The sequence below is a fragment of the Gracilibacillus thailandensis genome (assembly GCF_010994055.1).
Lineage (GTDB): Bacteria > Bacillota > Bacilli > Bacillales > Amphibacillaceae > Gracilibacillus > Gracilibacillus lacisalsi.
In genome coordinates this window covers 12,921-34,017 of sequence record NZ_WJID01000005.1, presented here as the reverse complement: position 1 = coordinate 34,017, position 21,097 = coordinate 12,921, and the positions used below count along the sequence as shown (strand labels likewise).

Here is a 21,097-nt window from a genome sequence, read left to right as displayed (position 1 = left end):
CCGCACAGTAAGCACTTAGGGACTTCTTAAATAAGGTTAATTCAATTATATAAGAAGTCCTCTAAAAAATCAAATAACGGAGGGTTATACATGGAATTACAAGAGTATTTAGACCAAGAAGAACAGGTGAATGAAAGCTTTCAGATAGACAATGATCAAACTGCTAATTGGGCCTTACGCAAGATTAAAGACATTACACAACAAATACAAAACAATTCAGAACTAGCACAAGCTGAAATAGAGAAAATCGAATCATGGGAACAACAGGAGAAAGAAAAGCTACAGCAGTCTATCGATTATTTCCAAGGATTACTCGCTCAATACGCAGTAAAAAAACGAGAAGAAGATCCTAAGTTCAAATCTCAAAAACTACCACATGGAAAAATCGGCTTCCGCAAAAAGCCTGCGAAGTGGAATTACGATAAAGATAAAATAATTGATTCGCTTACAAAAAACAATATGCAAGATTTTATAAAAGTAACGTATAAACCCGACATAGCGGGGATCAAAAGTTTGTTTGATGTCCAAGACGGAAAGGTGTTTAATCCAGAAACTGGTGAAGTAATAGAAGGTATCACAGTAGAGGAACAAGGCGAAGATTTCACGGTAAAGGTGGATGATTAAATGGCTGAAAAGAATCTAGTTCAGAAACTATTAAGTGTTCAATCCAAGCTTAAAGTACCAAAGGATCAAAAAAATAACTTTGGTAATTACAATTACAGGTCAGCAGAGGACATTTTAGAGGGCGTAAAGCCTTTAAATGATGAAGAAGGGTTATTGCTTACGTTAACAGACGAACCGGTTTTGACAGGCGATAGATACTATATAAAAGCAACCGCAACTATAACAGATGGAAATGAAACACATTCGGTCACAGCTTACGCTAGAGAGTCTTTAAACAAGAAAGGGATGGATGACTCGCAGATAACCGGAACAGCTTCCTCATACGCTCGAAAATACGCTTTAAATGGTCTTTATCTAATTGATGACACCAAAGATGCTGATACAGACGAATACCAAAATCAGAACAATCAAAATAATTCAAAACAAACCTATCAAACACAAGGTAAACCACCAAATGGCAACTTAACAGAAAAACAGGTTAAAAGATTATTTGCTATAGCTAATGAAGTAAATGTATCAGCTGAAGAAGTAAAAAGAGTAATCATGAGGGATTACAACAAGACAGAAGTTGCACAGCTAAATAAACAAGAATACGACACAGTTTGCAACAACCTTGAAGCATTAAAACAGGGCGCTACTCAATAGTGCCCTTCCTAAAGGAGTGATTATATGCCGGCCGTACCAAAGCCACAACATAAAAGACGAGTACCAAAAAGAGGACAAATAACTAAAATCACCAAGAAAGCAAGGGAGGAAGTTATAAGAAGATCAGGATGGAAATGTGAAAAATGCGGCCGTACTTCTTCTTATGCATTTGAAGTAGCACATCTACAAAGCGCTGCACATTTAGGAAGTGGAAATGATCCAAGCAATCTAATTTTAGTTTGCGGCCCTAGCGTTAACTCTGGCACATGTCACAACTGGTTAGATTACACCCAAGAGGGAAGGGAATGGCGCAAGCAAAAGAAACGAGAGTTAGAGGGATATTATGAACGACAAAATCATTAAACGAATGGAACAACTAGAAAGAATAAACAGCAACATCAAGCAACTTGATCATGAAGAATTAGCGCACCTTTACGAATTAGTAAGGTTATACAATGAAGCCTTGTACATCGTTGGTGACTTAGTAGCAGAATCGGCATATGTAAAAGACACAGCTTATCTGGAACGCAAGAGAATACACGCTGAAACAGTAATAAACGGAACTGGAACCGTGGCTATGAAAGAAGCAAATGCAGAGTTAACCATACATGAATATAGAAAACAAGAACGAGATGCAAATGCGTTGTATATCAAATTTAAAAACAGACAGTCAGCTATAGAAAATTCGATAGTAGATTTAAGGCAAAAGCGAAACAGGTTAGAGAACGAACTTCAAGCAGTCAATGACAGGAGGTAATCCCATGAAAAAAGCATCATCCTTAGCCAATGTAGGATTAGCCAGCACCTTTATTGTATGTGCGTTTTTATCTTTATCTGTGCATTATCTATTAACGCTAGTGTTTGTTGTATTATCAAGCTATTTTATGAAGGAATTATAAGGAGTGAAGGAAATGAAACAGTATGCAAATGGAATCAAGAAGAAAAACAAATTAATGCAGTTATTTTGCAAACATAAAAACATTGGTTCTTTTACAGAACAATCAACATTTCAGAGTTTATCTGGGGAAACCGTTCATCATATTTGCACAGATTGCGGTAAGTACAAAGGCAAACAATTTCTAGAGTACGAAGGAATGGGATTCAAATAATTAAATAGGAGTGAATCGAATGAGTGAGAAAGTGAAATTGACACGTGAATACGCACATTTAATCGAGAGTTTTACAGAAGATTTCAGCATGAACTTTAATAAAATGCCTTTTGAAACATTTGTTGAAGCATTAAAAAACGGCTATGAGGTAGAGGAAGAATGGAAAGAAGGGGATTGGGTAACAGATCCTAAAACTGGTCGTGTAGCACAGATAGATCAAAGAGGTTATGACGGTGAAAAAGCTTGGGTTGATGATGAAGAATTTAATTTCTTTATGAATCCTAGACATTCCACAGAACAAGAAATAGCACAAGAGAAAGAAAGGCGATTCTTTGCTAGACATGATCGTGATGCGTGGGAGTTACGAAAAGGAGACTTGCTACATGAGAATAGAGCATCTTTTACAGTAGATATTACGTTAGAAAATTCCGTTAAGTTTGAAGAAAATCAATTAATTTTCGGTTGGGATAAAATCAAGAAAAATTTCAAAGTTGCTTGTTTTGTAGAGGATCGCCTAGACAATGCTAACTGAACTAAAAGAACCCATCCCCCACGTATATAAACACTGGTCAGAGGGGGATAAGAAACTATTCAAACGTTATGTAGTGGCTTATATAAGCAGGAATAGACCAGATTGGGAGGTTGTGAGGATTGAGGGATGGTATGCGGTGTTGAGGAAGAAGGAGGATTAGTCTTCTTCCTTTTCAATGTAGAATAAGTCCCCTGGTTCACAGTCAAATAGATTGCACAATTTAACCACAGTATCGAAATCGAGACGCTTTGACTTGTTCTTAATCAATCTATCCAATACTTGTCTACTAACGCCAGAGCGTCTCTCTAATTCGATTATAGAAGGTATATCATGCTTTGCCATCAATATACGGATATTATTTTTTAATTCGTCACTCATTTTATACACCTCTGTATCAGTAAATACAATTTTATTATAACACACAACACAATAATTATTAATTCTAAATATGAATGTTTCCACATTCGCACTAAATTATTATATCCTTGACAATAGTTATTATATTCATTACAATAAAATTAACGATTATAGGAAGGAGACAGGGCGCAATGATCTTAGAGAACAACATAAAAATACAGATTATCCAGAAGGGTTACAAGTCAGTAAAAGATTTCACAGATAAAACAGGGCTAAGTTATTACATGGTTAGGAAACTAGCAAACAATGAAGCTAACTCGATCGACATTGAGTTATTAGTTAAATTATGCAGGACGCTAGATTGTGAGATTGGAGATTTATTTTATATCAGAGAACAAAGGAAAACTGGTTAAAGGTTGGTGCTGAAATGCCTGGTTATATCAAAGACTATCGTGACGAACTGAATAGCGACATTTGGTTGATGCCACCTTTATATCACAGAGTATGGCAGTACTTAAAATACAATGTGAATCACTCTGAAAAAAAGATACCAATGGACACAGGAGAATTTTTCACAGTTAAACCAGGGCAACGATTAACTTCCGTAAGACAAATAGCACAAGGTGTAGGTTACTACGAAGGATTGAAATGGAAAGAACCTAACCCGAAGACAATTTCTACCATTTTGAAATGGATGGAGAAACAGCAGATGATCACTATAGATCGTGGTAAGGGTAACAGACAATACACACTTGTAACGTTGATAAATTGGGATTTATATCAATCAAAAAAGGATGGGGGTAACAGTAAAGAAACACCTAACGGAGAAGGTAAGAAACAGTCGGCGGATATAAACAATAATGATCAAGAATGTAAAAAGAATGATAAAGATAATATACCGTTCGCTGATATCGTCAATTATCTAAATGAAAAAACTAATAAGAAATTTAGACCAACAACCAAGAAGACGAAAGAAGTTATCTCTGCTAGATGGGGAGAAGGTTTTAGAGAAGATGATTTTTATAAAGTAATAGATATTTGTTGCATGAAATGGAAAGGGCAAAAGTTTGGTAATGGAGCATACGGTGATGACTATTTACAACCATCGACTTTATTCAATAACAAGTTTGAAGAAAGGCTTAATTGGACTGAAAAGGTAACAGATATCAACTCAAGAAAAACACAAAAACACGCTGACAAACTTGCAGCTTTCGATAATTTAACTTTTGGAGAGTGATTGCATGTTAGATAAACAATTATTCAGAGAAAAAATGAAAGAATTAATGATTTATTATCCAAACTGGAATTTTGAAGTATCTGATAAAAATTTGTCTCTTTGGTATGAACGCTTTAAAGATCATAAAGAAAAGAAATTCATCAAAATGATAGATGACTATATTGATAATGAAACATTCAATCCAACTATAGCTGGACTACTCAAGTATTACCTACCAGAACCTAAGAAAACGTTAGATCAAATCAGACACGAAGAAATGTTGAGAGAAAATGGGATGTTGTGAAAATGTATTTAGAAAAACAGATACTTGGATGTTTTTTAAAGGACAACTCACTACTTAAAGACACAGCTATTACAAAGCATTTCTTTTCTGATGATATTAATAAATCAATCTATGAATCTATGCAGAAACTCTCAAGAGAAGATACAGCAATAGATAAGGTTACATTGCTAAGCGAAAACTTTGAAATATTAGATAAATTAGGTGGAGCAACATTCATAGATCAAATCGAACATCATGGAGATGTAGAGAATTTTGATTCTTACGAAAAGAAATTAACGCAAGAGTTTAAAGCTAGAGCAAGCGAAAAGATCGTCAAAACGTGGCTATCGAAAGAAGAAAAGGACATAGATCAATTACTGGACCGACTTCAAAAAATGGATGATTTTGCTGTAGAAGATGATCCAGATAAAAACGCAATGCTAACAAAATTACATGATGAAGCTTTTACAGATAATAAAGACAAACAAGTAATAGCAACTGGTTTGAAAGATTTAGACAACTACATGAAAGGTTTCAGAAATCAGTCAAGCTACATTATGGCTGCCCGTCCCTCAATGGGGAAAACAGCAACAATGCTTAAATTCGTTCTTGAAGCAATTGAACAAGATGCAGTACCTCTTGTTTTTAGTTTAGAAATGTCAGGAGAGGAACTAACCAGAAGGCTTGTATCTACAATTGGTGAAATTAATTTGTTTATTGCAACAAATCCATATGAATTATCTGACAGAAAGAAAGACGACTGGAAGTATGCAACAAACGAATTATTCAAAAAAGATTATGAAATATACGATAAGCCAATGCAAACCATTCCTTACATCAGATCGAAAGTGAGAAAAGCTAAGAAAAAATACGAAGGCAGACAAATCATTGTATTTATTGACTACATGACGCTAATTCACCATGAAGGCAAATTTAATTCAGATCATGCAAAAGTAACGGACATAAGCAGAAATTTAAAAATGATTGCCAAAGAATATGATTGTCCTGTTGTGACACTAGCGCAATTATCAAGAGCAGTTGAAGCACGGCAAGACAAAAGACCACTTCTATCAGATATTCGTGAATCTGGAAGTATTGAGCAAGATGCAGACATGGTCATGTTCTTGTATAGGGAGAATTATTACAACCAAGATATTGGCGAAAATGAACTAGAAATAATCATAGCAAAACAAAGAAATGGTCCGACAGGCAAAGCAAAGGTTTATTACAACAAAGCAACTGGAAAGATGGGTGACCTAAGTGAAAATTAAAGAATGTTTAAACATAGCCATTGAGGAAAATTATCCTTCTTTACAAGCTTTAATCATGCTCGTTGTATTCGACAAAAAAACATTAACACTAGATCAAGACATGAAAGAATTAGATTTTTATGTGCAAGACAGATTTAGAGATCGCATGAATCCATTGATAACCGAAATGAAAGAGAAGATACCAGACAAAGAAGATTTATATGAGGTTCTTTATGACGGTCATGTATATCTAATCAAAGCTAAAACATTAGACGATTTAAAAAGTTTCTGCTTCATGAACGGAATCCAAATAGAAAAATGGAATGTTCGTCCCAGAGATTATTTATATCACATGGATGGCAGAGACGTTAAAGTATCAGACTTACTTGAGTTAAAAGGCAAGATGGTTGGGATGTATCAATGTCAATTTAAAGACTTTTAGGAGGATGAATATGTACAACGAACATAGTTTTCTTAAAAAAATCTTGTTAGAAGAAATTGAAAAGCAACAAGAAATAATAAAAAAAAGAATGGTTGATGATGCTGATCCGTCTTACGAAAAAATGGAATACGAGTGTAAAACAACCGTTACTGATGAGGATATGTTGAAAATGCAAATAAATCATGCTTTAGACATCGGAGACAAAGAATCATTTATCAAACTGACAAATGAATTAAACAAATTGAAGATTGAAGTCGCTCATGCGTAATCAATTTAAAGACTTTTAGGAGGGGTAAGGATGTTCATTGAAATAACAGATACACAAGGCGGATTTACTACATCAATAAACATTAATCATATCGTTTCAATTTTGAAATCTAATGATAATTGCAGGATAGATACGGCGGTCCACAATTTCGGGCAACAAATTATAGTTCAAGAATCTTATGAAGAAGTAAAAGAAAAGATTGCTGAAGCATCAAGACCAAGTATAGATCCAGACGATTTACCATTTTAGGAGGGATTAGATGAATAGAGAAATAGAATCTCAACCATCACCCAACATCATCCCAGACTGGTACGAGGAACATAAACAAAAGACCAAGATACACCAAGTAGAACGCACAGAGGAAGAAAAGGAACAACGTGTAAAGAATTTTGAACGCATATATCAGGATTATCTTGTTTGGAGGGATGGATAGTGCAAGGTCAGAGTATTAACACATTACGAGATGCTTATTTCTTAAAAGAAGAAGAAAGTTACACCATCGTAAATGAGGACCTGGAATATAGCTTTGAAGATTTTGTGCTAGAACAAATCGCTGACCTTTTCAACCACGGATTTAACGAGACACAGATTGCTAAATTATATAACCGAGATCCATGGGAAGTGCATTGGGCTGTATGTCATTTAGCTAGAAATAAAAAATACATGTGCCGATTGGTTATAGATTTGTGTGAGGTGATCGCATGAAACAATACGTAAAAGAAAGCACCTATAAGAATAGTGATGGTGAAGTATTGCAGAAGGTAGAGACATATTACAGTAAACCGAAAAAGGTAAGCTATATCATTTTTGATGACAAAAGAAGGTGAGGGAATGGAACAGAAATACATCGATGGGGAATGGGTAACTGTAGATGACTTGTTAGAAAAGCATACAGGGTTTATCAAAGAAAAAATTAATCCATTAAAGAAAACAGCTTTCCTTATAGGTATGACAAAAGAGGATTTATTTATTTCTGGAGCAATGGGATTAACCGAAGCATTTAAAAAGTTTGATAGCGATAAAGGAGTGAAATTTTTAAGTTTTGCAGGACCGTATATACAAGGCTATATGATGAACGAGATTGCAAAACATAACTTCTTAGTTAGAGTACCTTCTCACATATATTGGCTAATGACTAAAATACGGCAGTGTGAACTAGAAGAAGAAGAACCAGAAAAGGTAGCAAAGAAATTAGATGCGCCAATCGAACATGTTACAAGCGCACTAGAAACAATGAAAACAAGAATCAAAAGCACAAATCAAAAGGCGGAAATAGATTCAGACGATACTTTAGAAGATATTTTAACTTCAACACCATACGACGAAACAGAAATATATGTGAATGAATTCAAAGATCGCTTGAATGAAATAGAGAATAGAGTTTTGTCACTAAAGATGGATGGTTACACAGATAGGGACATAGGAAAAATCTTTAACAAAAGCAGAGGATATACAGGATTTATCATGAAAAAGGTGAGGAAGAAATACCAACAATATGCGAGGTGATCCTATGCAACCAGCTATTAAACAAGATTATTACCGCAGTCACTTAGAAAACCAATTAGCCAAACATGGTTATACCGATGTAGAGGGGAAAACGGATAAGGAACTGGTGAAGATTTTGAATTATTACAAGGTTAAAGTTGTTTCTCCACATAGTTCATGGTTCTAATTCTAACGTAGAGTATCACAGAATCGTTTTAAATAGTTTACTAGACTAAATACACCCGAGAGAAACAAAATCGTTGAGAACGGCTTATATTAAATAATTTGAAAGGGTGAAAAAATGGATGTTTTATCTCAAAAGACAGTAACTACCAGAAAAGATCATCATTGCTTTGGTTGTGCGAGGAAGGTTTTTAAAGGGTCTGAAATGCAATTGATCACTACTGTTGATGGTGGCGATATAGCAAGCAATTACTGGTGTAAAACCTGTCAAGAATATTGGAGTAGATATATGGAATATGGCGACATGATCGGTTATGGAGAATTAAAGAGCGAGGATGAAGAGCGTTGGTTAAGTGTTAGAAATGAAATGGAATACGACTTAGTTTAAGGAGTGAATACCATGACAGCCACATCACATTTAAGAGGTCATCCAATAGAACATAACGGCAAAGAATGGGTTTATAGCGACACTAAAGAATCAACAGTAGAAACACATACAGAAAGAGCTTGTGGATATTGTGGAGAACATGCTACACCAGAAGGTCATGACGCTTGTCTCGGAACGTTACCAGGAGTGATGAATGCTTGTTGTGGACACGGACATGATAACGATGCTTATGTGCAGTTTAACGATAAAAGTATAGCTAGAGGAAAAGAAGCTATTAAATTTATGAATAAACTTAGGGAGTGAATACCATGCCCACTGTAGAAGAGAAAAGATGGCATAGAACACAAGTAGAAAATAACAAACTAACAGGACACAACCACCTATTAAGAGAGAAAATGCGAACCATAGCCACGATAACCAAAGATGAGCGTATCAAAGAGATAGCAATGGATGCTATTCATAAGACGGCTAGGAGGGATTAGATGAGTAGGTTGGAAGAATGGGTCGATATAAAAGATTTTGAAGGCATGTACCAGATTAGCAACCACGGCCGAGTTAAAAGTTTTAAGAGAGATAAAAACGGAAGAGTGATGTCATCAAAAGATAACGGTCATTACTACCAAATAATTTTATGTAAAAACGGCGTTCAAAAAAGATTTTCTGTCCACCGATTAGTAGCAATGCATTTCATTCCGAATCCTGATGATAAACCTCAGGTAAATCATATAGACGGAAATAAGAGGAATAATCATGTATCTAACTTAGAATGGGTGACTAATGGCGAAAACGAGAAACATGCTTACATGACTGGACTAAAGGAATCCGCAAAAGGCGAAAAACATGGGAGATCAAAATTAAGCGAAGCAGAAGTTTTGTCAATTTACCACTTAATGCAAACAGGAAAATTCAAAACAAAAGAGGTCGCTAGTATGTTTGACGTTCATTTTTGCACCGTTTCAGATATAGCCAGGGGTTATAGATGGGAGCATTTAACAAACAAAGCGCGTCAAGCATTACAAAACAAATAAGAGAGGTTGGAGTAAATGAGTTTAGAAATGTCGCACTTAACAAATAAAGTGGAACAGTGGAGCGAAGAAAAAGGATTAGATCAAGCAGATAGTTCCAAGCAATTTTTAAAAGTAACAGAGGAAGTTGGCGAGGTTGCTGCTGCATTAGCAAGAAGTGATAAAGATGCTTTAAAAGATGGAATAGGCGATGTTCTGGTGACACTTATTATCTTAGCGCAACAAAACGATATGACGATTGATGAATGTTTAGAGACTGCATACAACGAAATAAAAGACCGCAAAGGAAAGCTAATCAACGGAACATTTGTGAAAGAATCAGACTTACAGGAGGGATAACATGAGAAGGAGAAGTCACAGGCATAAGAAAAGTCAATATTTTGTCCATTACAAATACAAAACTGAAAAAGGCGATTTTGAAAATAGTGGAACCTATATCCACGATAAAAAGCGATTATCATATAGTGACGTTATAAAATTAGAGAAAGAAATTAAAAGGAGAAGAGAAACGGATAATTTAGTCATAACCAATATTAGTCAACTGTAGGAGGGATAACATGACACAACTAGAAAGAGATGCGTACCGAAACATAATAAAAGCATTAACTATTAAATTATATGTAGCAGGATTAGTGATATTCGGATTGATTTGTGCAGTGGTATCGGTGTGGTTGGGGCAATGATTAAGTTCACGATACCAGGAACACTCCCAAGCATGAATGAAATAATCGAAATGAGTAAGAAACATCATATGCAGTATTCCATTATGAAAAAGCAATACACACAGTTAGTAAAATTACATGCTATGAAACTACCAAAGATCGAGCGAGCAGACTTCGTTATTACGTGGTATTGCCAAGATAAGCGCAAAGATAAGGACAATATCACAAGTGGTCAGAAGTTTATATTTGATGGATTGGTAGAAGCTGGTGTACTTCAAAATGACGGTTGGAAAGAGATCGGTAATGTAGCACATGTTTTTGAAGTAGACAAAGAGAATCCTAGGGTACAAGTTAAGATAATAGAGCGTGAAAGGGTGGTATGAGGTATGAATGTGTATGTTGTGCTTAAACGAGATGAAGACGACAATGTGACAGTGTTAGATGTTCATACAGACGAATTAAGAGCCAGTAAAAGAGTAGTTTGGGAACAAGATTGTGAATCAAGTACAGATGTCTCTTATTGGTATCAAAAAGCGAATTTATATAATCATTAAGGTATTGGAGGGTGTGAAGTGAACCAATTCTTATGGGAAAACATTGCGATTGGTGGCTTAATAGGAAGCTTAATTGTATTAGTTCCTGCATTTATGATATGGATGTTCAGCAAATGGGCTAATAGCGATAGGAAAGACTAAGGAGGTACATCATGGCAGATAAACAAATACAGACATTAAGAAGTATAAATTACGATCCAGACGTTGATCAGATCATCATTATCAAGAAAGGCGAAGCAAATAGATTTAAGCCTACTTCTGGATTCGGTAAGTTAGAAGCTAAATTTGAAAATAGTAGGATTCAGTATTGCGATAAAACAGAAAGGGAGAAGTAACAATATGGGTGCTTTTGAACAAATAATGAATCAATTATCAGAGATCCAAGAAAAAAAGCAAATCATCACCAATAAGGGTGAAGATGAATCAAGAATATTTTGACCGTTTGAAATGGATGTATGAAATTACAGAAAAGCAAACAAATATAAACACCATTTACGGTATTGAATTAGAAATAGACAACAGTGTAGAGACATACGAGTTTGTTTATCGAGAAGGGCAAGTTTAAAACTAAATCAACTTCTATCGGACATAAGTCGAGGAAGGGCATTAACGAAGCAGGGGCGTTTTCGTTAGTGTCCTTTATTTTATTATAAGGGGCGATATAATATGAATCATAAAATGCAGTGGCGCATCCATCCATTAAGGAGAGATAGGAGAACAGGTGTGATTAAAAAGATCAGACGTAGCACATATGCACAATATCTTTTCAACAAAGGGGCGGGTTGGAATGAATAAACAGCAATTACAAGAATTAATATACAATTACCACTGGCAAATTAAAGAGGTAGAACGTATCTCGAGAATACTTAATAATATCGATGGACCACAAGGAGCAGGAACAGCACAATATGGCATTGAAGCGACACTTCCTAAGCCTAATACAAAAGAGAAAAGTAAAGCCGAGATAGATGCAATGGGTAGGCGAGAAAAACGCTTATATGAGCGTTATATACGTTTTAAAGAGAATGTAGAAATAGTGGAATCATTAGCAGATCACCTAGACAATGATTTTAACCAAATTATATTAGATTGCATGATGGAAGGTATGTCATTAAGAAGCATAGGCGCACACCTTGGCATTAGTAGATACAAAGTAGGGGAATTAAAAGATGAAATGATCGACCATTTCTGCCAAATATGCCACTTTCCACAGCATTTCACGAAAGAAAAAAGTACATGTTAGAATGGAAGGGAGGACAGGCGAGGTTAATACTACTGTCCTACCACTCCATTTGATACAATGGGATCAAAGGAGATGATTACGTGAACGATAAAGAATTACTAGAAAAAATCAAAGATAATATATTCCACCTTGGTTATAGTATGCAAGATGCTCCTTATCACGGAGTGTCAAACGAAACAATCAAAGGTGTAAATTACGCAATTGACAAGATATTAGACGGAACAGATATAACTATACAAGAGATTATCGAGGAAAAGAGAAAGGCATCCAAATAGGGTGTCTTTTTTCATGATTACAGGGCAAACAATACCGAAAGAAACATTACCAGAACAACGTTTCTGCCCTGTAATGATGGAGAAAGAGAGAAATAACGATTGAGGGGGTAGGTGTCATGTAATGAAACTAACTGAAAAGCAAAAGCGATTTGCTGATTATTACATCGAGACAGGGAACTTAACGGAATCAGCAATAAAAGCAGGTTATAGCAAAAGTTATGCAAATGCACAAGGTTATAAATTGTTGGAGAATGTTGGGATTAAGACATATATAGACAAGCAATTAAATAAATTAGCCGATAAACGCATTATGAAGGCGCAGGAAGCTTTAGAATTGCTTACCTCGATAGGTAGAGGGGAAATGACAGAAGAACTCTATATCCCTACTGAAATGGGCATAGAACGCATCGAGAAAAAGCCAGACATAAAAGACAGGCAAAAAGCTATCGAGAGTATTCTTAAGCGATACCCTACAAATAGACATGATGAATTAAAAGAAAAATTACTAGAAGCGCAGATTGATAAAACGAAAGCTGAAGCAGAAAAACTAGCAAAAGACGATCAAGAGGGCGACGAAGAAATTATTATTGTCGATCGTTGGAGTGATGAAGATGATTGACATTCAAAAAGAGGTTAATCCACATTTTAAAAAAGTTTGGAAAACAAATAAACCTTATAACATATTACGTGGCGGTCGTAACTCGTTTAAATCGTCTGTTATAGCTTTATTGCTCGTTTTTATGATGTTAATGCTGATCAAGAAAGGCGAAAAGGCAAATGTAGTCGTTATTCGTAAAGTAGCCAATACTATTCGTGATTCCGTTTATTTAAAAATACAATGGGCCATTACCAAATTTGGCTTAATGAATAGATTCACTTGTACTGTATCACCTTTCAAAATCACACATAAAAAAACTGGATCAACCTTCTATTTTTACGGTCAAGATGACTTTCAAAAGTTAAAATCGAATGATATCGGTAATATTATAGCTGTTTGGTATGAAGAAGCTGCAGAATTTAAAGATGCAGAAGAATTTGACCAGACGAATACAACTTTCATGAGACAAAAGCATCCATTAGTTGATATGGTTCGCTTTTTTTGGTCATACAACCCACCGAGAAACCCTTATTCTTGGATAAATGAATGGTCTGAAAGCATGAAAGACGAAAAAAATTATCTTGTGCATCATTCAAGTTACCAAGATGATGAACTAGGGTTTGTTACAGAACAAATGTTGCAAGACATCGAACGAATCAAAAACAATGACTATGATTATTACCGTTACTTATATTTAGGTGAACCAGTCGGACTTGGTACGAATGTTTATAACATGGATTTATTTACACCATTACAGGAGTTACCAGAAGATGACGATATCATTTTAATTGATGATTCAACTGATACAGGGCATCAAGTATCAGCTACTACTCATGGAGCATTCGCACTAACTAAAAAACAAAATGTAATACTACTAGACACCTATTATTATTCTCCGCACAATAAAGCTAAGAAGAAAGCACCTAGCGAATTATCTAAAGATTTTTACGAGTGGAGAAAAGAGATAATTGAAAAGTATAAACGAAATATCGATAAGGAAACGATCGATTCAGCAGAAGGCGCTTTACGAAATCAATTGTTTTTAGATTATGGTATTAGATTGCATCCAATAGCTAAGAAAAAGAAAGTAGATATGATTGATCACGTCCATGTGTTATTAGCGCAGGGGCGTTTTTATTATTTAGATACCCCTAATAACAAAATATTTATTGAGGAACACAAGAAATATCAGTGGAAAGAGGAAACAAGAGAAACAGACGATCCGCAAGTAATCAAAGAGGATGATCACACTTGCGATATGTTCCAATATTACGTTAACGACAATTTAAGAAAACTAGGATTGAAGTTCTAAGGTGGTGAAACCATGTTTAAGCGATTATTAGCCAAAGTTAAGGAGGTGATGCAACGTATGGGATTGATCGATGGAGTAAAAAAGCTATCAGAACACAAGGACATATCCATAAACGATGAAATGTACGAAGAAATAGAAAAGTGGAAATCGCTATATAAAGGTTATTATGAAGATATGCACAAAGTTAAGTATCACACCATTGAAAAAGGAAATCAAACAAGGAGAATGCAATCACTAGGTATGCCAAAGGTCGTTTCTGAGGAAATGGCTTCTTTAGTTTTCAATGAGAAATGTCAAATTAGCATAAGTGATGACAAAACGAAAAATTTCATTGACGAAGTGTTCAAACAAAACAAATTCAATAAGAATTTTCAAGATTATTTGGAATTTATGTTCGGCCTTAGTGGCATGGTTATTAAACCGTATGCACAAGACAATAAAGTGAAGCTAACCTTTGTTACTGCTGAATGTTTTATTCCGTTATCTTGGGATAATGGCGGTATATTTGAAGGTGTGTTTATTAATGAGTTTAGGAAAGGCAAGAAATACTATACACATCTCGAATGGCACACATGGCAAGGTAACACATTAATTATCCGAAACACGTTGCATGTTAGTGAGACACAGGGAGAATTAGGTGTAGATATTACAGGGAGATTTGAAGAGTTTTTTCCAGGTGTTGCAATCGAAGCAACATTACCTGTTAATCCAGATAAGAAAGCTAATTCCTTTGCTTATTTCAAACCGAATATAGCCAATAACGTAGATACGCAATCACCATTAGGTATAAGCATATTTGCTAATTCGATTGACACTCTTAGAGCGATCGATACAGCATTTGATAGTTTTCATCAAGAATTCGTGCTTGGTAAAAAGCGTATTGTTGTACCTGCTCACATGGTTAAAACAGTTGTAGATCCACAAACAGGGAAAACGCATCGTTATTTTGATGCGAACGACAGCACATATGAAGCATTTGACTATGGTGATATGGATCAAGACACGATTAAAGATATTGAAATTACTTTGCGAGTGGATGAACATATTGCAGCAATCAATGCTTTGTTAAATTTGTTCTCTATGCAAGCAGGTTTTAGTCCTGGCTCATTTAGTTTCGATGGTCAGAGCATGAAAACAGCTACAGAGGTTGTGAGTGAACAATCCAAGACTTTCAAATCTAAAAAAGCACATGAGACGGTTATAGAAGCAGGATTACAAGAATTAATTGCATCTATTCTACAAATTGCAGAACTATACGGAATATTTAAAGCACCAGATGATTATGAGGTAACAGTAGCTTTTGATGATTCGATTGCAGAGGATAAAACAGCAGAGATTGGTAGATTATCACAAGAATTATCACAAGGCATCATTCCGAAGAAACGAGCAATCATGCGATATTACGGATTGACAGAAGAAGAAGCTATTGACTGGATTGCTGAGATTAACGAAGAACGAGCAACCGCAACTGCTGAAAGTGTAGACTTCTTTGGTACAGGAGGTGGAAATAATGGAACGAATACAAATCAAGAAGCGTAAAGATGCAGAAGGTAACACAGTTCATATAGGAAATTATGATTATTACATTGATGGTGAAAAGCAGGACATGAAATGGGTTAGAAGTGTGAACGTACGATTAGATGCTTGTCAAAAACCAGAAGTAACAATAGTGGCGCACCCTAGATATTTGGAATTAGACATAGATGGAGAAGTTGAAACAATCACTGAAAGATATTTGGATGATGAATAATGGACAAACGAGAACTACAACGTATCTCACAACCCGTTACTGATGTTTACCTCTCTATCGAGAGCGGGATACTATTGAACATCGCAAAACGTCTAGGAAAGCATGATTCTTTGCTTACAGAAGATGATATACAAGCATGGCAAACACAAGCATTGAATGAGTTGGAATCATTGAGTAATGAAAATATCCAATTTATCGCTAGTCAATCAGGTAAAACCACCGAAGAAGTGAGAAAAGCATTAGATAAAGCAGGATTTGGGGCATTAGTAGACAATGAGGATATCTTAGAACAAGGTGTCAAAGCAGGGGTATTAAATGAAGCACCACCAATGAGAGAAAGCGCAGCACTAGCAGGAATATTAACCGCATATGAACGACAAGCCTTGCAAACTTTTAATCTAGTTAACACAACGATGCTAGATCAATCGAGGATAGCTTATTTAGATATTATTAATAGTACTACTGGTGAAGTATTAGCTGGTATAAGTACACCAGATCAAGCACTTAGAAAAACTGTTCGAAAATGGTCAGAAGTTGGTACACCTGCACTAATCAGAAAAGATGGTGCAAGGCTTAGTTCAGAAGCTTATGTAAATATGGTTATGCGATCCACTTCTAATAATGTGGCCAATGATCTTCAAGATGAGAGATTCCGAGAATACGGACTAGATTTATTTGAGGTTTCGAGTTACCCAGGAGCAAGACCAAAATGTTTTGAAGATCAAGGCAAGATATACAGTTTAAGTGGTAATGATCCTAATTATCCATCTTTAGCTAGTACCAGTTACGGACAGCCAGATGGATTATTTGGCATTCATTGTTCCCACGTTAAATATGCTTATATACCTGGCATTTCAAAAAGGCGATATAAAAACACGACAAGTCCAGAAGTGAATGACAGAATTTATAATAATTCCCAAAAACAACGCTACTTAGAAAGACAGATCAGATATGCCAAGCGTGAACAAGCAATGTTGGAGCAGATAGGCGACACAGAAGGGGCAGAGATAGCACGTAGGAAGGTTTTAGACAGACAAGCGAATCAACGTGCATTTATTAAGCAAACAGGTCGCACAAGGCGTTATGCTCGTGAACAAATACATTAAGGTGGTGTTTATGTGGACAGAGATATTCAAGAACTTAAAAGATTATCAGATCACAACAAAGATTTGCAGTATAGGTGGTGCGATTGCACAACTAGTACTGATGTTCCGGAACATATATTGAAGTATAGTGAGCCAATACCTTATACATTGTCGGAAAGTAAATATAACTCATGGTTTTAGGAGGTGATCACCATCGTAGTAAGTAAAAAAGAATTCGAGAAGTTGAAAGAAAGACATGATCATCTTGAACGGATGGTCTTACAACTAGGAAAAAGGCTTCACCAGTTAGAGCAGAAAGACAAACCAGAGTATTTCGCTTAGAAAGGTGGTGATCCTACATCTCCGTTAGTCTCGGTTATCAGACTGGACTTTAAGCAATAGTCGGTAAACAGGCTTATTTATTATGCCCTTTTTAAAGGCTTGGGGTAGAACTAAGCGTAACCTTAAGCGTGAGGTGTGACACGCTAAAAAACATCAATAAGGAGATTGATATAAATGGATTTAAAAGAATTACTAGGAGAAGAACTATATAACCAAGTGAAAGAAAAAGCAGGAGATGAACACAAGATAGCTATCGTGTCGGATGGAAGTTATATTCCGAAAGATAAATTTGATCAAGTGAACCAAGAAAAGAACGATTACAAGAAACAAGTTAGTGATCGTGATAAGCAACTAGACGATTTAAAAACAAAAGCAACTGGTAATGAAGATTTGCAAGCGCAAATTCAACAGTTGCAAGATGACAACAAGAAAATCAAGGATGATTATGAAGCTAAAATTCAAAAGCAAACATTTGATTACACACTAAAAGATGCTTTGCAAGCTAATAAGGTTCGTAACCCTAAAGCTGTTCAAGCATTACTAGACACCGAATCTATTAAGTTAGACGGTGACAAATTGCTAGGTTTAGATGATCAGTTAAAGAACATAAAAGAAAGTGATCCTTATCTATTCCAAGAAGAACAACAAGAACCACCAAAACCAAGCTTTACAACAGGTAATCACCAAAAGCAACAAGGAAATGGTGAACCTTCAAGCCTAGGCGAAGCCCTAGCACAGAAATTTGCACAAAAACAATAAAAATTTAGGAGATGATTTATAATGCCAATCACATTACAAGAAGCAAAAGTAGGTATGGCCGACCATATCGACCAACAAGTTATAGATGAATTTCGTCGTTCATCACTATTATTAGACCAATTAACATTTGACAATGCGGTTTCACCAGGTACTGGTGGATCGACATTAACGTATGGTTACACTCGTTTGAAAACACCTTCAACTGCCGGTTTCCGTGCAATCAATAACGAATATTCAGCAAATGAAGCAGTACGAGAAAATCAATTCGTTAACTTAAAAATCTTTGGTGGAGCATTCGAGGTTGACCGTGTTATCCAAGATACATCTGGTCAAATTAACGAAATGGAATTCCAACTTAATCAAAAAATTAGAGGTGCAGCGAACTTGTTCCACAATACTGTAATCAATGGCGATTCTGCCGTTGATGCAAATGCATTTGATGGATTAGACAAAGCACTTACAGGTTCTACTACAGAACTTAATACAGATTCACATATTGATTTGTCAACAGCAAGCGGTCTTGATTCTAATAAGTTCACATTCTTAGAGGAAATCGACAATTTCTTAGCTGAATTAGACGGTCGCCCTTCTATGTTAATGGGTAACTCTAAATTGATCACTAAAATTAAAGCGATCGCTCGTCGTGCTGGTTACCTTACTTCAAACGAAGATGCATTTGGTCGTACTGTAACAGGTTATGACAACATTCCATTAGTGGATCTAGGATACTTCTACGACGGAACTAGCACTAATCCAGTTGTACCGATTGTGGAAAGAGATCCAGACGGTGACACTACTCCTACTTCTGGTTTAACTGACCTTTATGCTGTTAGCTTAGGTATGGATGGTTTCCACGGTGTATCACCGACAGGAAACGGTGTAATCCGTACATTCTTACCAGATTTCAACGCACCAGGAGCAGTTAAAAAAGGTGAAGTGGAAATGGTTGGAGCTATCGCATTGAAAGCTACACGTAAAGCAGGCGTATTACGTAACATCAAGGTACAATAAGGAGGTTTTCTCATTGGCTAAAATCAAAGCACCTAACAAGGATTATACCGGCATTAGCGCCGGTGTTTCCTTTGTTAAGGGTGAAGCTGAAACAGATGATAAATGGCTTATTCAATGGTTTAAAAATAAAGGATATGAAGTGGAAGAAGAAAAGAAAACTACTTCAAAACAAACAAAATCTACTAGCAAAGCATCCTCTAAATAGGGGGTGCTTTTATGCCTTATATAACGAAAGAATACTACCGAACCGATTATCAAGGCGAACCAGTGGCAGATGATGCGACGCTAGACCGTTATATTAAGCGAGCAAGTGAATTAATCGATCAAGTAACCAATTATGCCCTAGTTCATTTGATTTTCGATGATTTACCGCAGTTTATTCAATCACAAGTAAAAAAGGCGACTGCAGCACAAGTAGAATTTTATGTCGAAAAAGACGGTTACCTTGAAGTAGACACCGGAACAGATGGCGTATTTTCTAGTGTTGGTATCGGTGCTTTTAACTATCAAAAAGGCGGTCAATCGTCCAATTATAGTAATAAACAAGCAAACAGAATAAGTCCTACTGTATTAGAACATTTAAAGCCAACAGGACTGTTATATCGCGGTATTGGAGTGGTGCATCGTGCGTATTAAACCAATTCCAAAGAAACTATTACCAGACACCGTAACATACAAACCCTTAACAGGGGACGATGGGTGGAATAAAACCTATGGAGAAGCACAAACGATTAATCATGTACGTATTGAGCCTGCAACCTCCATGAATAGAAGTTCTAATAGTGAAGGCGTGTTAGCCAGTGACTTGATATTCGTTGATCGCATTAATTCTTCATATTTCCCAACAGATGCTAAGGCAGGAGATCTCATAAACGATAGAGAGGTAACTAATGTAGTTAAAGCAAAAGCATTTGATGAAAATCCTCACCATCTTGAAATGGAAGTGGTGTAGATGCTTAATTTTAAGGTCGAATGGTTTAACATCGATAAGCGAATAGATCAAGCTACAATGCTATCACAAAAGTTTTTGGATGGTGAGGTGTTAAAGGATAGTAACTTTTATGTGCCAGCTGATGAGTGGAATTTGAGAGATTCTAGTATTGCGCATTCGAAGATTGGTAGTGGCGAATTAAATTGGGTTACGCCGTATAGTCGTCGCCTTTATTACAACCCACAATATGATTTTTCGACGGATAAGAACCCAAACGCGCAAGGATTATGGTTTGAAGTAGCTAAGGCGCAAGACTTAGATAATTGGATAAAAGGTTCTGAAAAAGCCTTTCGTAGTGGGTTTTAGGAGGTGTATACATGGATTTTTTGCAACGTTTAAAGGAATATACCGAACAACTAAGTTTTACACCTTCTATAATTCAAATTGGCACCTATCAATCAGATAGAAATAGCGTGGCTATACGTCCTGCTCCGTCTAATCCAGATACAAAGTATTTCAACAAAGGGATGGTTTACCCTTTTAGTTTTCAAATATTAGTACATCACAAAGATAACTTAATTGCTTATCAAATGATAGAAGATTTAAGAAGTGCATACGAAAACTTAAACAGTGGGGCTATCACATCAAGTGATGGCTCTTTTTCAATGATTTTAATGGAATGTACGACAACACCAAATTACGTACAACCAACGAATTACGGAAACCTTTATACAGCTTTATTTCAAGCTGAATTATTAATTTAGGAGG

General features: G+C 35.9%; 47 protein-coding genes. 46 read left to right on the top strand and 1 reads right to left on the bottom strand.

Annotated elements, in window-relative coordinates; translation table 11 throughout:
- Nucleotides 1-90: 90 nt before the first annotated feature.
- Genes GH715_RS02540 through GH715_RS02510 form a run of 7 tightly spaced genes read left to right on the top strand, consistent with a single transcriptional unit; the run spans nt 91 to nt 2,910 of the window.
- A complete protein-coding gene (locus GH715_RS02540; RefSeq protein WP_153833986.1) occupies nt 91-624 on the top strand; it encodes a host-nuclease inhibitor Gam family protein in 534 nt (177 codons plus the stop codon).
- On the top strand, nt 625-1,269 hold the full coding sequence (locus GH715_RS02535) for an ERF family protein (RefSeq protein WP_153833987.1): 645 nt from the start codon (nt 625-627) through the stop codon (nt 1,267-1,269).
- 24 nt (nt 1,270-1,293) lie between these two features.
- On the top strand, nt 1,294-1,632 hold the full coding sequence (locus GH715_RS02530; protein WP_153833988.1) for an HNH endonuclease: 339 nt from the start codon (nt 1,294-1,296) through the stop codon (nt 1,630-1,632).
- Nucleotides 1,613-2,026, top strand: a complete 414-nt coding sequence (locus GH715_RS02525) for a hypothetical protein (RefSeq protein WP_153833989.1) — start codon at nt 1,613-1,615, stop codon at nt 2,024-2,026. Before GH715_RS02530 ends, GH715_RS02525 begins: the two co-directional genes overlap by 20 nt.
- A 4-nt stretch (nt 2,027-2,030) precedes the next feature.
- Nucleotides 2,031-2,168, top strand: a complete 138-nt coding sequence (locus tag GH715_RS02520; protein ID WP_153833990.1) for a hypothetical protein — start codon at nt 2,031-2,033, stop codon at nt 2,166-2,168.
- A gap of 12 nt (nt 2,169-2,180) precedes the next feature.
- Nucleotides 2,181-2,378, top strand: a complete 198-nt coding sequence (rpmF, locus tag GH715_RS02515) for a 50S ribosomal protein L32 (RefSeq protein WP_153833991.1) — start codon at nt 2,181-2,183, stop codon at nt 2,376-2,378.
- Nucleotides 2,379-2,397: 19 nt separating this feature from the next.
- Nucleotides 2,398-2,910 carry a hypothetical protein gene (locus GH715_RS02510; protein WP_153833992.1) on the top strand — a complete coding sequence of 171 codons (513 nt, stop codon included), beginning with the start codon at nt 2,398-2,400 and terminating at the stop codon, nt 2,908-2,910.
- 156 nt (nt 2,911-3,066) lie between these two features.
- Here the strand turns inward: GH715_RS02510 and GH715_RS02505 are convergent, their stop codons facing one another.
- Complete coding sequence (locus GH715_RS02505) at nt 3,067-3,288, bottom strand: helix-turn-helix domain-containing protein (RefSeq protein ID WP_153833993.1); 222 nt, start codon at nt 3,286-3,288, stop codon at nt 3,067-3,069.
- Between the two features lie 170 nt (nt 3,289-3,458).
- On the opposite strand from GH715_RS02505, the gene GH715_RS02500 reads away from it, so the two are divergent.
- From GH715_RS02500 to GH715_RS02325, 39 genes are all read left to right on the top strand, one after another.
- Nucleotides 3,459-3,680 carry a helix-turn-helix domain-containing protein gene (locus tag GH715_RS02500; protein ID WP_153833994.1) on the top strand — a complete coding sequence of 74 codons (222 nt, stop codon included), beginning with the start codon at nt 3,459-3,461 and terminating at the stop codon, nt 3,678-3,680.
- A 14-nt stretch (nt 3,681-3,694) separates the two neighbouring features.
- On the top strand, nt 3,695-4,504 hold the full coding sequence (locus GH715_RS02495) for a conserved phage C-terminal domain-containing protein (RefSeq protein WP_153833995.1): 810 nt from the start codon (nt 3,695-3,697) through the stop codon (nt 4,502-4,504).
- 4 nt (nt 4,505-4,508) lie between these two features.
- Nucleotides 4,509-4,787 (top strand): hypothetical protein, encoded by a 279-nt coding sequence (locus GH715_RS02490; protein ID WP_153833996.1) that lies wholly within the window; start codon nt 4,509-4,511, stop codon nt 4,785-4,787.
- Nucleotides 4,788-4,789: 2 nt separating this feature from the next.
- Entirely contained in the window at nt 4,790-6,037 is a 1,248-nt protein-coding gene (locus GH715_RS02485) for a replicative DNA helicase (RefSeq protein ID WP_153833997.1), read from the top strand.
- The gene (locus tag GH715_RS02480; RefSeq protein ID WP_153833998.1) at nt 6,027-6,458 is read left to right on the top strand and encodes a hypothetical protein; all 432 of its coding nucleotides are present in this window, start codon (nt 6,027-6,029) and stop codon (nt 6,456-6,458) included. The genes GH715_RS02485 and GH715_RS02480 overlap by 11 nt, the downstream gene beginning before the upstream one ends.
- Nucleotides 6,459-6,468: 10 nt before the next feature.
- On the top strand, nt 6,469-6,726 hold the full coding sequence (locus tag GH715_RS02475) for an IDEAL domain-containing protein (protein WP_163578416.1): 258 nt from the start codon (nt 6,469-6,471) through the stop codon (nt 6,724-6,726).
- 30 nt (nt 6,727-6,756) lie between these two features.
- On the top strand, nt 6,757-6,975 hold the full coding sequence (locus GH715_RS02470; protein ID WP_153834000.1) for a hypothetical protein: 219 nt from the start codon (nt 6,757-6,759) through the stop codon (nt 6,973-6,975).
- Nucleotides 6,976-6,985: 10 nt separating this feature from the next.
- Nucleotides 6,986-7,159 (top strand): hypothetical protein, encoded by a 174-nt coding sequence (locus tag GH715_RS02465; protein ID WP_153834001.1) that lies wholly within the window; start codon nt 6,986-6,988, stop codon nt 7,157-7,159.
- Nucleotides 7,159-7,431 carry a hypothetical protein gene (locus GH715_RS02460; protein ID WP_153834002.1) on the top strand — a complete coding sequence of 91 codons (273 nt, stop codon included), beginning with the start codon at nt 7,159-7,161 and terminating at the stop codon, nt 7,429-7,431. The genes GH715_RS02465 and GH715_RS02460 overlap by 1 nt, the downstream gene beginning before the upstream one ends.
- Entirely contained in the window at nt 7,428-7,553 is a 126-nt protein-coding gene (locus GH715_RS21735; protein WP_267463666.1) for a hypothetical protein, read from the top strand. The genes GH715_RS02460 and GH715_RS21735 overlap by 4 nt, the downstream gene beginning before the upstream one ends.
- Nucleotides 7,537-8,232: a sigma-70 family RNA polymerase sigma factor gene (locus GH715_RS02455; RefSeq protein ID WP_163578415.1), complete on the top strand. Its 696-nt coding sequence runs from the start codon at nt 7,537-7,539 to the stop codon at nt 8,230-8,232. Before GH715_RS21735 ends, GH715_RS02455 begins: the two co-directional genes overlap by 17 nt.
- Before the next feature lie 4 nt (nt 8,233-8,236).
- On the top strand, nt 8,237-8,398 hold the full coding sequence (locus GH715_RS02450) for a hypothetical protein (protein ID WP_153834004.1): 162 nt from the start codon (nt 8,237-8,239) through the stop codon (nt 8,396-8,398).
- A gap of 114 nt (nt 8,399-8,512) precedes the next feature.
- Nucleotides 8,513-8,782 (top strand): hypothetical protein, encoded by a 270-nt coding sequence (locus GH715_RS02445; protein ID WP_153834005.1) that lies wholly within the window; start codon nt 8,513-8,515, stop codon nt 8,780-8,782.
- Between the two features lie 12 nt (nt 8,783-8,794).
- Entirely contained in the window at nt 8,795-9,085 is a 291-nt protein-coding gene (locus GH715_RS02440; RefSeq protein WP_153834006.1) for a hypothetical protein, read from the top strand.
- A gap of 5 nt (nt 9,086-9,090) precedes the next feature.
- On the top strand, nt 9,091-9,264 hold the full coding sequence (locus GH715_RS02435; protein WP_153834007.1) for a hypothetical protein: 174 nt from the start codon (nt 9,091-9,093) through the stop codon (nt 9,262-9,264).
- Nucleotides 9,265-9,810, top strand: a complete 546-nt coding sequence (locus GH715_RS02430) for an NUMOD4 domain-containing protein (RefSeq protein ID WP_153834008.1) — start codon at nt 9,265-9,267, stop codon at nt 9,808-9,810.
- Between the two features lie 15 nt (nt 9,811-9,825).
- On the top strand, nt 9,826-10,146 hold the full coding sequence (locus GH715_RS02425; RefSeq protein ID WP_205601831.1) for a MazG-like family protein: 321 nt from the start codon (nt 9,826-9,828) through the stop codon (nt 10,144-10,146).
- Between the two features lies 1 nt (nt 10,147).
- The gene (locus GH715_RS02420; protein ID WP_153834009.1) at nt 10,148-10,354 is read left to right on the top strand and encodes a hypothetical protein; all 207 of its coding nucleotides are present in this window, start codon (nt 10,148-10,150) and stop codon (nt 10,352-10,354) included.
- Between the two features lie 10 nt (nt 10,355-10,364).
- The gene (locus tag GH715_RS21730; RefSeq protein WP_267463667.1) at nt 10,365-10,490 is read left to right on the top strand and encodes a hypothetical protein; all 126 of its coding nucleotides are present in this window, start codon (nt 10,365-10,367) and stop codon (nt 10,488-10,490) included.
- 32 nt (nt 10,491-10,522) lie between these two features.
- A complete protein-coding gene (locus GH715_RS02415; RefSeq protein WP_240469337.1) occupies nt 10,523-10,852 on the top strand; it encodes a Holliday junction resolvase in 330 nt (109 codons plus the stop codon).
- A 3-nt stretch (nt 10,853-10,855) separates the two neighbouring features.
- Nucleotides 10,856-11,023 carry a hypothetical protein gene (locus GH715_RS02410; protein ID WP_153834011.1) on the top strand — a complete coding sequence of 56 codons (168 nt, stop codon included), beginning with the start codon at nt 10,856-10,858 and terminating at the stop codon, nt 11,021-11,023.
- Between the two features lie 18 nt (nt 11,024-11,041).
- The gene (locus GH715_RS21725; RefSeq protein ID WP_267463668.1) at nt 11,042-11,164 is read left to right on the top strand and encodes a hypothetical protein; all 123 of its coding nucleotides are present in this window, start codon (nt 11,042-11,044) and stop codon (nt 11,162-11,164) included.
- A gap of 11 nt (nt 11,165-11,175) precedes the next feature.
- Nucleotides 11,176-11,358 (top strand): hypothetical protein, encoded by a 183-nt coding sequence (locus tag GH715_RS02405; RefSeq protein WP_153834012.1) that lies wholly within the window; start codon nt 11,176-11,178, stop codon nt 11,356-11,358.
- 83 nt (nt 11,359-11,441) lie between these two features.
- A complete protein-coding gene (locus GH715_RS02400) occupies nt 11,442-11,588 on the top strand; it encodes a hypothetical protein (protein WP_153834013.1) in 147 nt (48 codons plus the stop codon).
- Nucleotides 11,589-11,810: 222 nt separating this feature from the next.
- Nucleotides 11,811-12,266 carry a sigma-70 family RNA polymerase sigma factor gene (locus tag GH715_RS02395; protein WP_153834014.1) on the top strand — a complete coding sequence of 152 codons (456 nt, stop codon included), beginning with the start codon at nt 11,811-11,813 and terminating at the stop codon, nt 12,264-12,266.
- Between the two features lie 80 nt (nt 12,267-12,346).
- A complete protein-coding gene (locus tag GH715_RS02390) occupies nt 12,347-12,541 on the top strand; it encodes a hypothetical protein (protein ID WP_163578414.1) in 195 nt (64 codons plus the stop codon).
- 121 nt (nt 12,542-12,662) lie between these two features.
- Complete coding sequence (locus GH715_RS02385; RefSeq protein ID WP_153834015.1) at nt 12,663-13,160, top strand: terminase small subunit; 498 nt, start codon at nt 12,663-12,665, stop codon at nt 13,158-13,160.
- The gene (locus tag GH715_RS02380; RefSeq protein WP_153834016.1) at nt 13,147-14,451 is read left to right on the top strand and encodes a PBSX family phage terminase large subunit; all 1,305 of its coding nucleotides are present in this window, start codon (nt 13,147-13,149) and stop codon (nt 14,449-14,451) included. The genes GH715_RS02385 and GH715_RS02380 overlap by 14 nt, the downstream gene beginning before the upstream one ends.
- Before the next feature lie 12 nt (nt 14,452-14,463).
- Entirely contained in the window at nt 14,464-15,990 is a 1,527-nt protein-coding gene (locus tag GH715_RS02375; RefSeq protein WP_228760232.1) for a phage portal protein, read from the top strand.
- The gene (locus GH715_RS02370) at nt 15,962-16,201 is read left to right on the top strand and encodes a hypothetical protein (RefSeq protein WP_153834017.1); all 240 of its coding nucleotides are present in this window, start codon (nt 15,962-15,964) and stop codon (nt 16,199-16,201) included. The genes GH715_RS02375 and GH715_RS02370 overlap by 29 nt, the downstream gene beginning before the upstream one ends.
- Nucleotides 16,201-17,307, top strand: coding sequence for a phage minor capsid protein (locus tag GH715_RS02365; protein WP_153834018.1), 1,107 nt, complete (start codon nt 16,201-16,203; stop codon nt 17,305-17,307). The genes GH715_RS02370 and GH715_RS02365 overlap by 1 nt, the downstream gene beginning before the upstream one ends.
- Nucleotides 17,308-17,490: 183 nt before the next feature.
- Nucleotides 17,491-17,628, top strand: a complete 138-nt coding sequence (locus GH715_RS02360; RefSeq protein ID WP_163578413.1) for a hypothetical protein — start codon at nt 17,491-17,493, stop codon at nt 17,626-17,628.
- A 174-nt stretch (nt 17,629-17,802) separates the two neighbouring features.
- Nucleotides 17,803-18,387 (top strand): phage scaffolding protein, encoded by a 585-nt coding sequence (locus tag GH715_RS02355; protein WP_153834019.1) that lies wholly within the window; start codon nt 17,803-17,805, stop codon nt 18,385-18,387.
- A 21-nt stretch (nt 18,388-18,408) separates the two neighbouring features.
- Entirely contained in the window at nt 18,409-19,398 is a 990-nt protein-coding gene (locus tag GH715_RS02350; protein ID WP_153834020.1) for a major capsid protein, read from the top strand.
- Between the two features lie 13 nt (nt 19,399-19,411).
- On the top strand, nt 19,412-19,603 hold the full coding sequence (locus GH715_RS02345) for a hypothetical protein (RefSeq protein ID WP_153834021.1): 192 nt from the start codon (nt 19,412-19,414) through the stop codon (nt 19,601-19,603).
- Nucleotides 19,604-19,614: 11 nt separating this feature from the next.
- Entirely contained in the window at nt 19,615-20,034 is a 420-nt protein-coding gene (locus tag GH715_RS02340; protein WP_153834022.1) for a head-tail connector protein, read from the top strand.
- On the top strand, nt 20,024-20,350 hold the full coding sequence (locus GH715_RS02335; protein WP_163578412.1) for a putative minor capsid protein: 327 nt from the start codon (nt 20,024-20,026) through the stop codon (nt 20,348-20,350). The genes GH715_RS02340 and GH715_RS02335 overlap by 11 nt, the downstream gene beginning before the upstream one ends.
- Nucleotides 20,351-20,695, top strand: coding sequence for a minor capsid protein (locus tag GH715_RS02330; protein ID WP_153834024.1), 345 nt, complete (start codon nt 20,351-20,353; stop codon nt 20,693-20,695). It abuts the gene before it with no gap.
- 11 nt (nt 20,696-20,706) lie between these two features.
- Nucleotides 20,707-21,093: a phage tail terminator protein gene (locus GH715_RS02325; protein ID WP_153834025.1), complete on the top strand. Its 387-nt coding sequence runs from the start codon at nt 20,707-20,709 to the stop codon at nt 21,091-21,093.
- Nucleotides 21,094-21,097 lie beyond the last annotated feature (4 nt).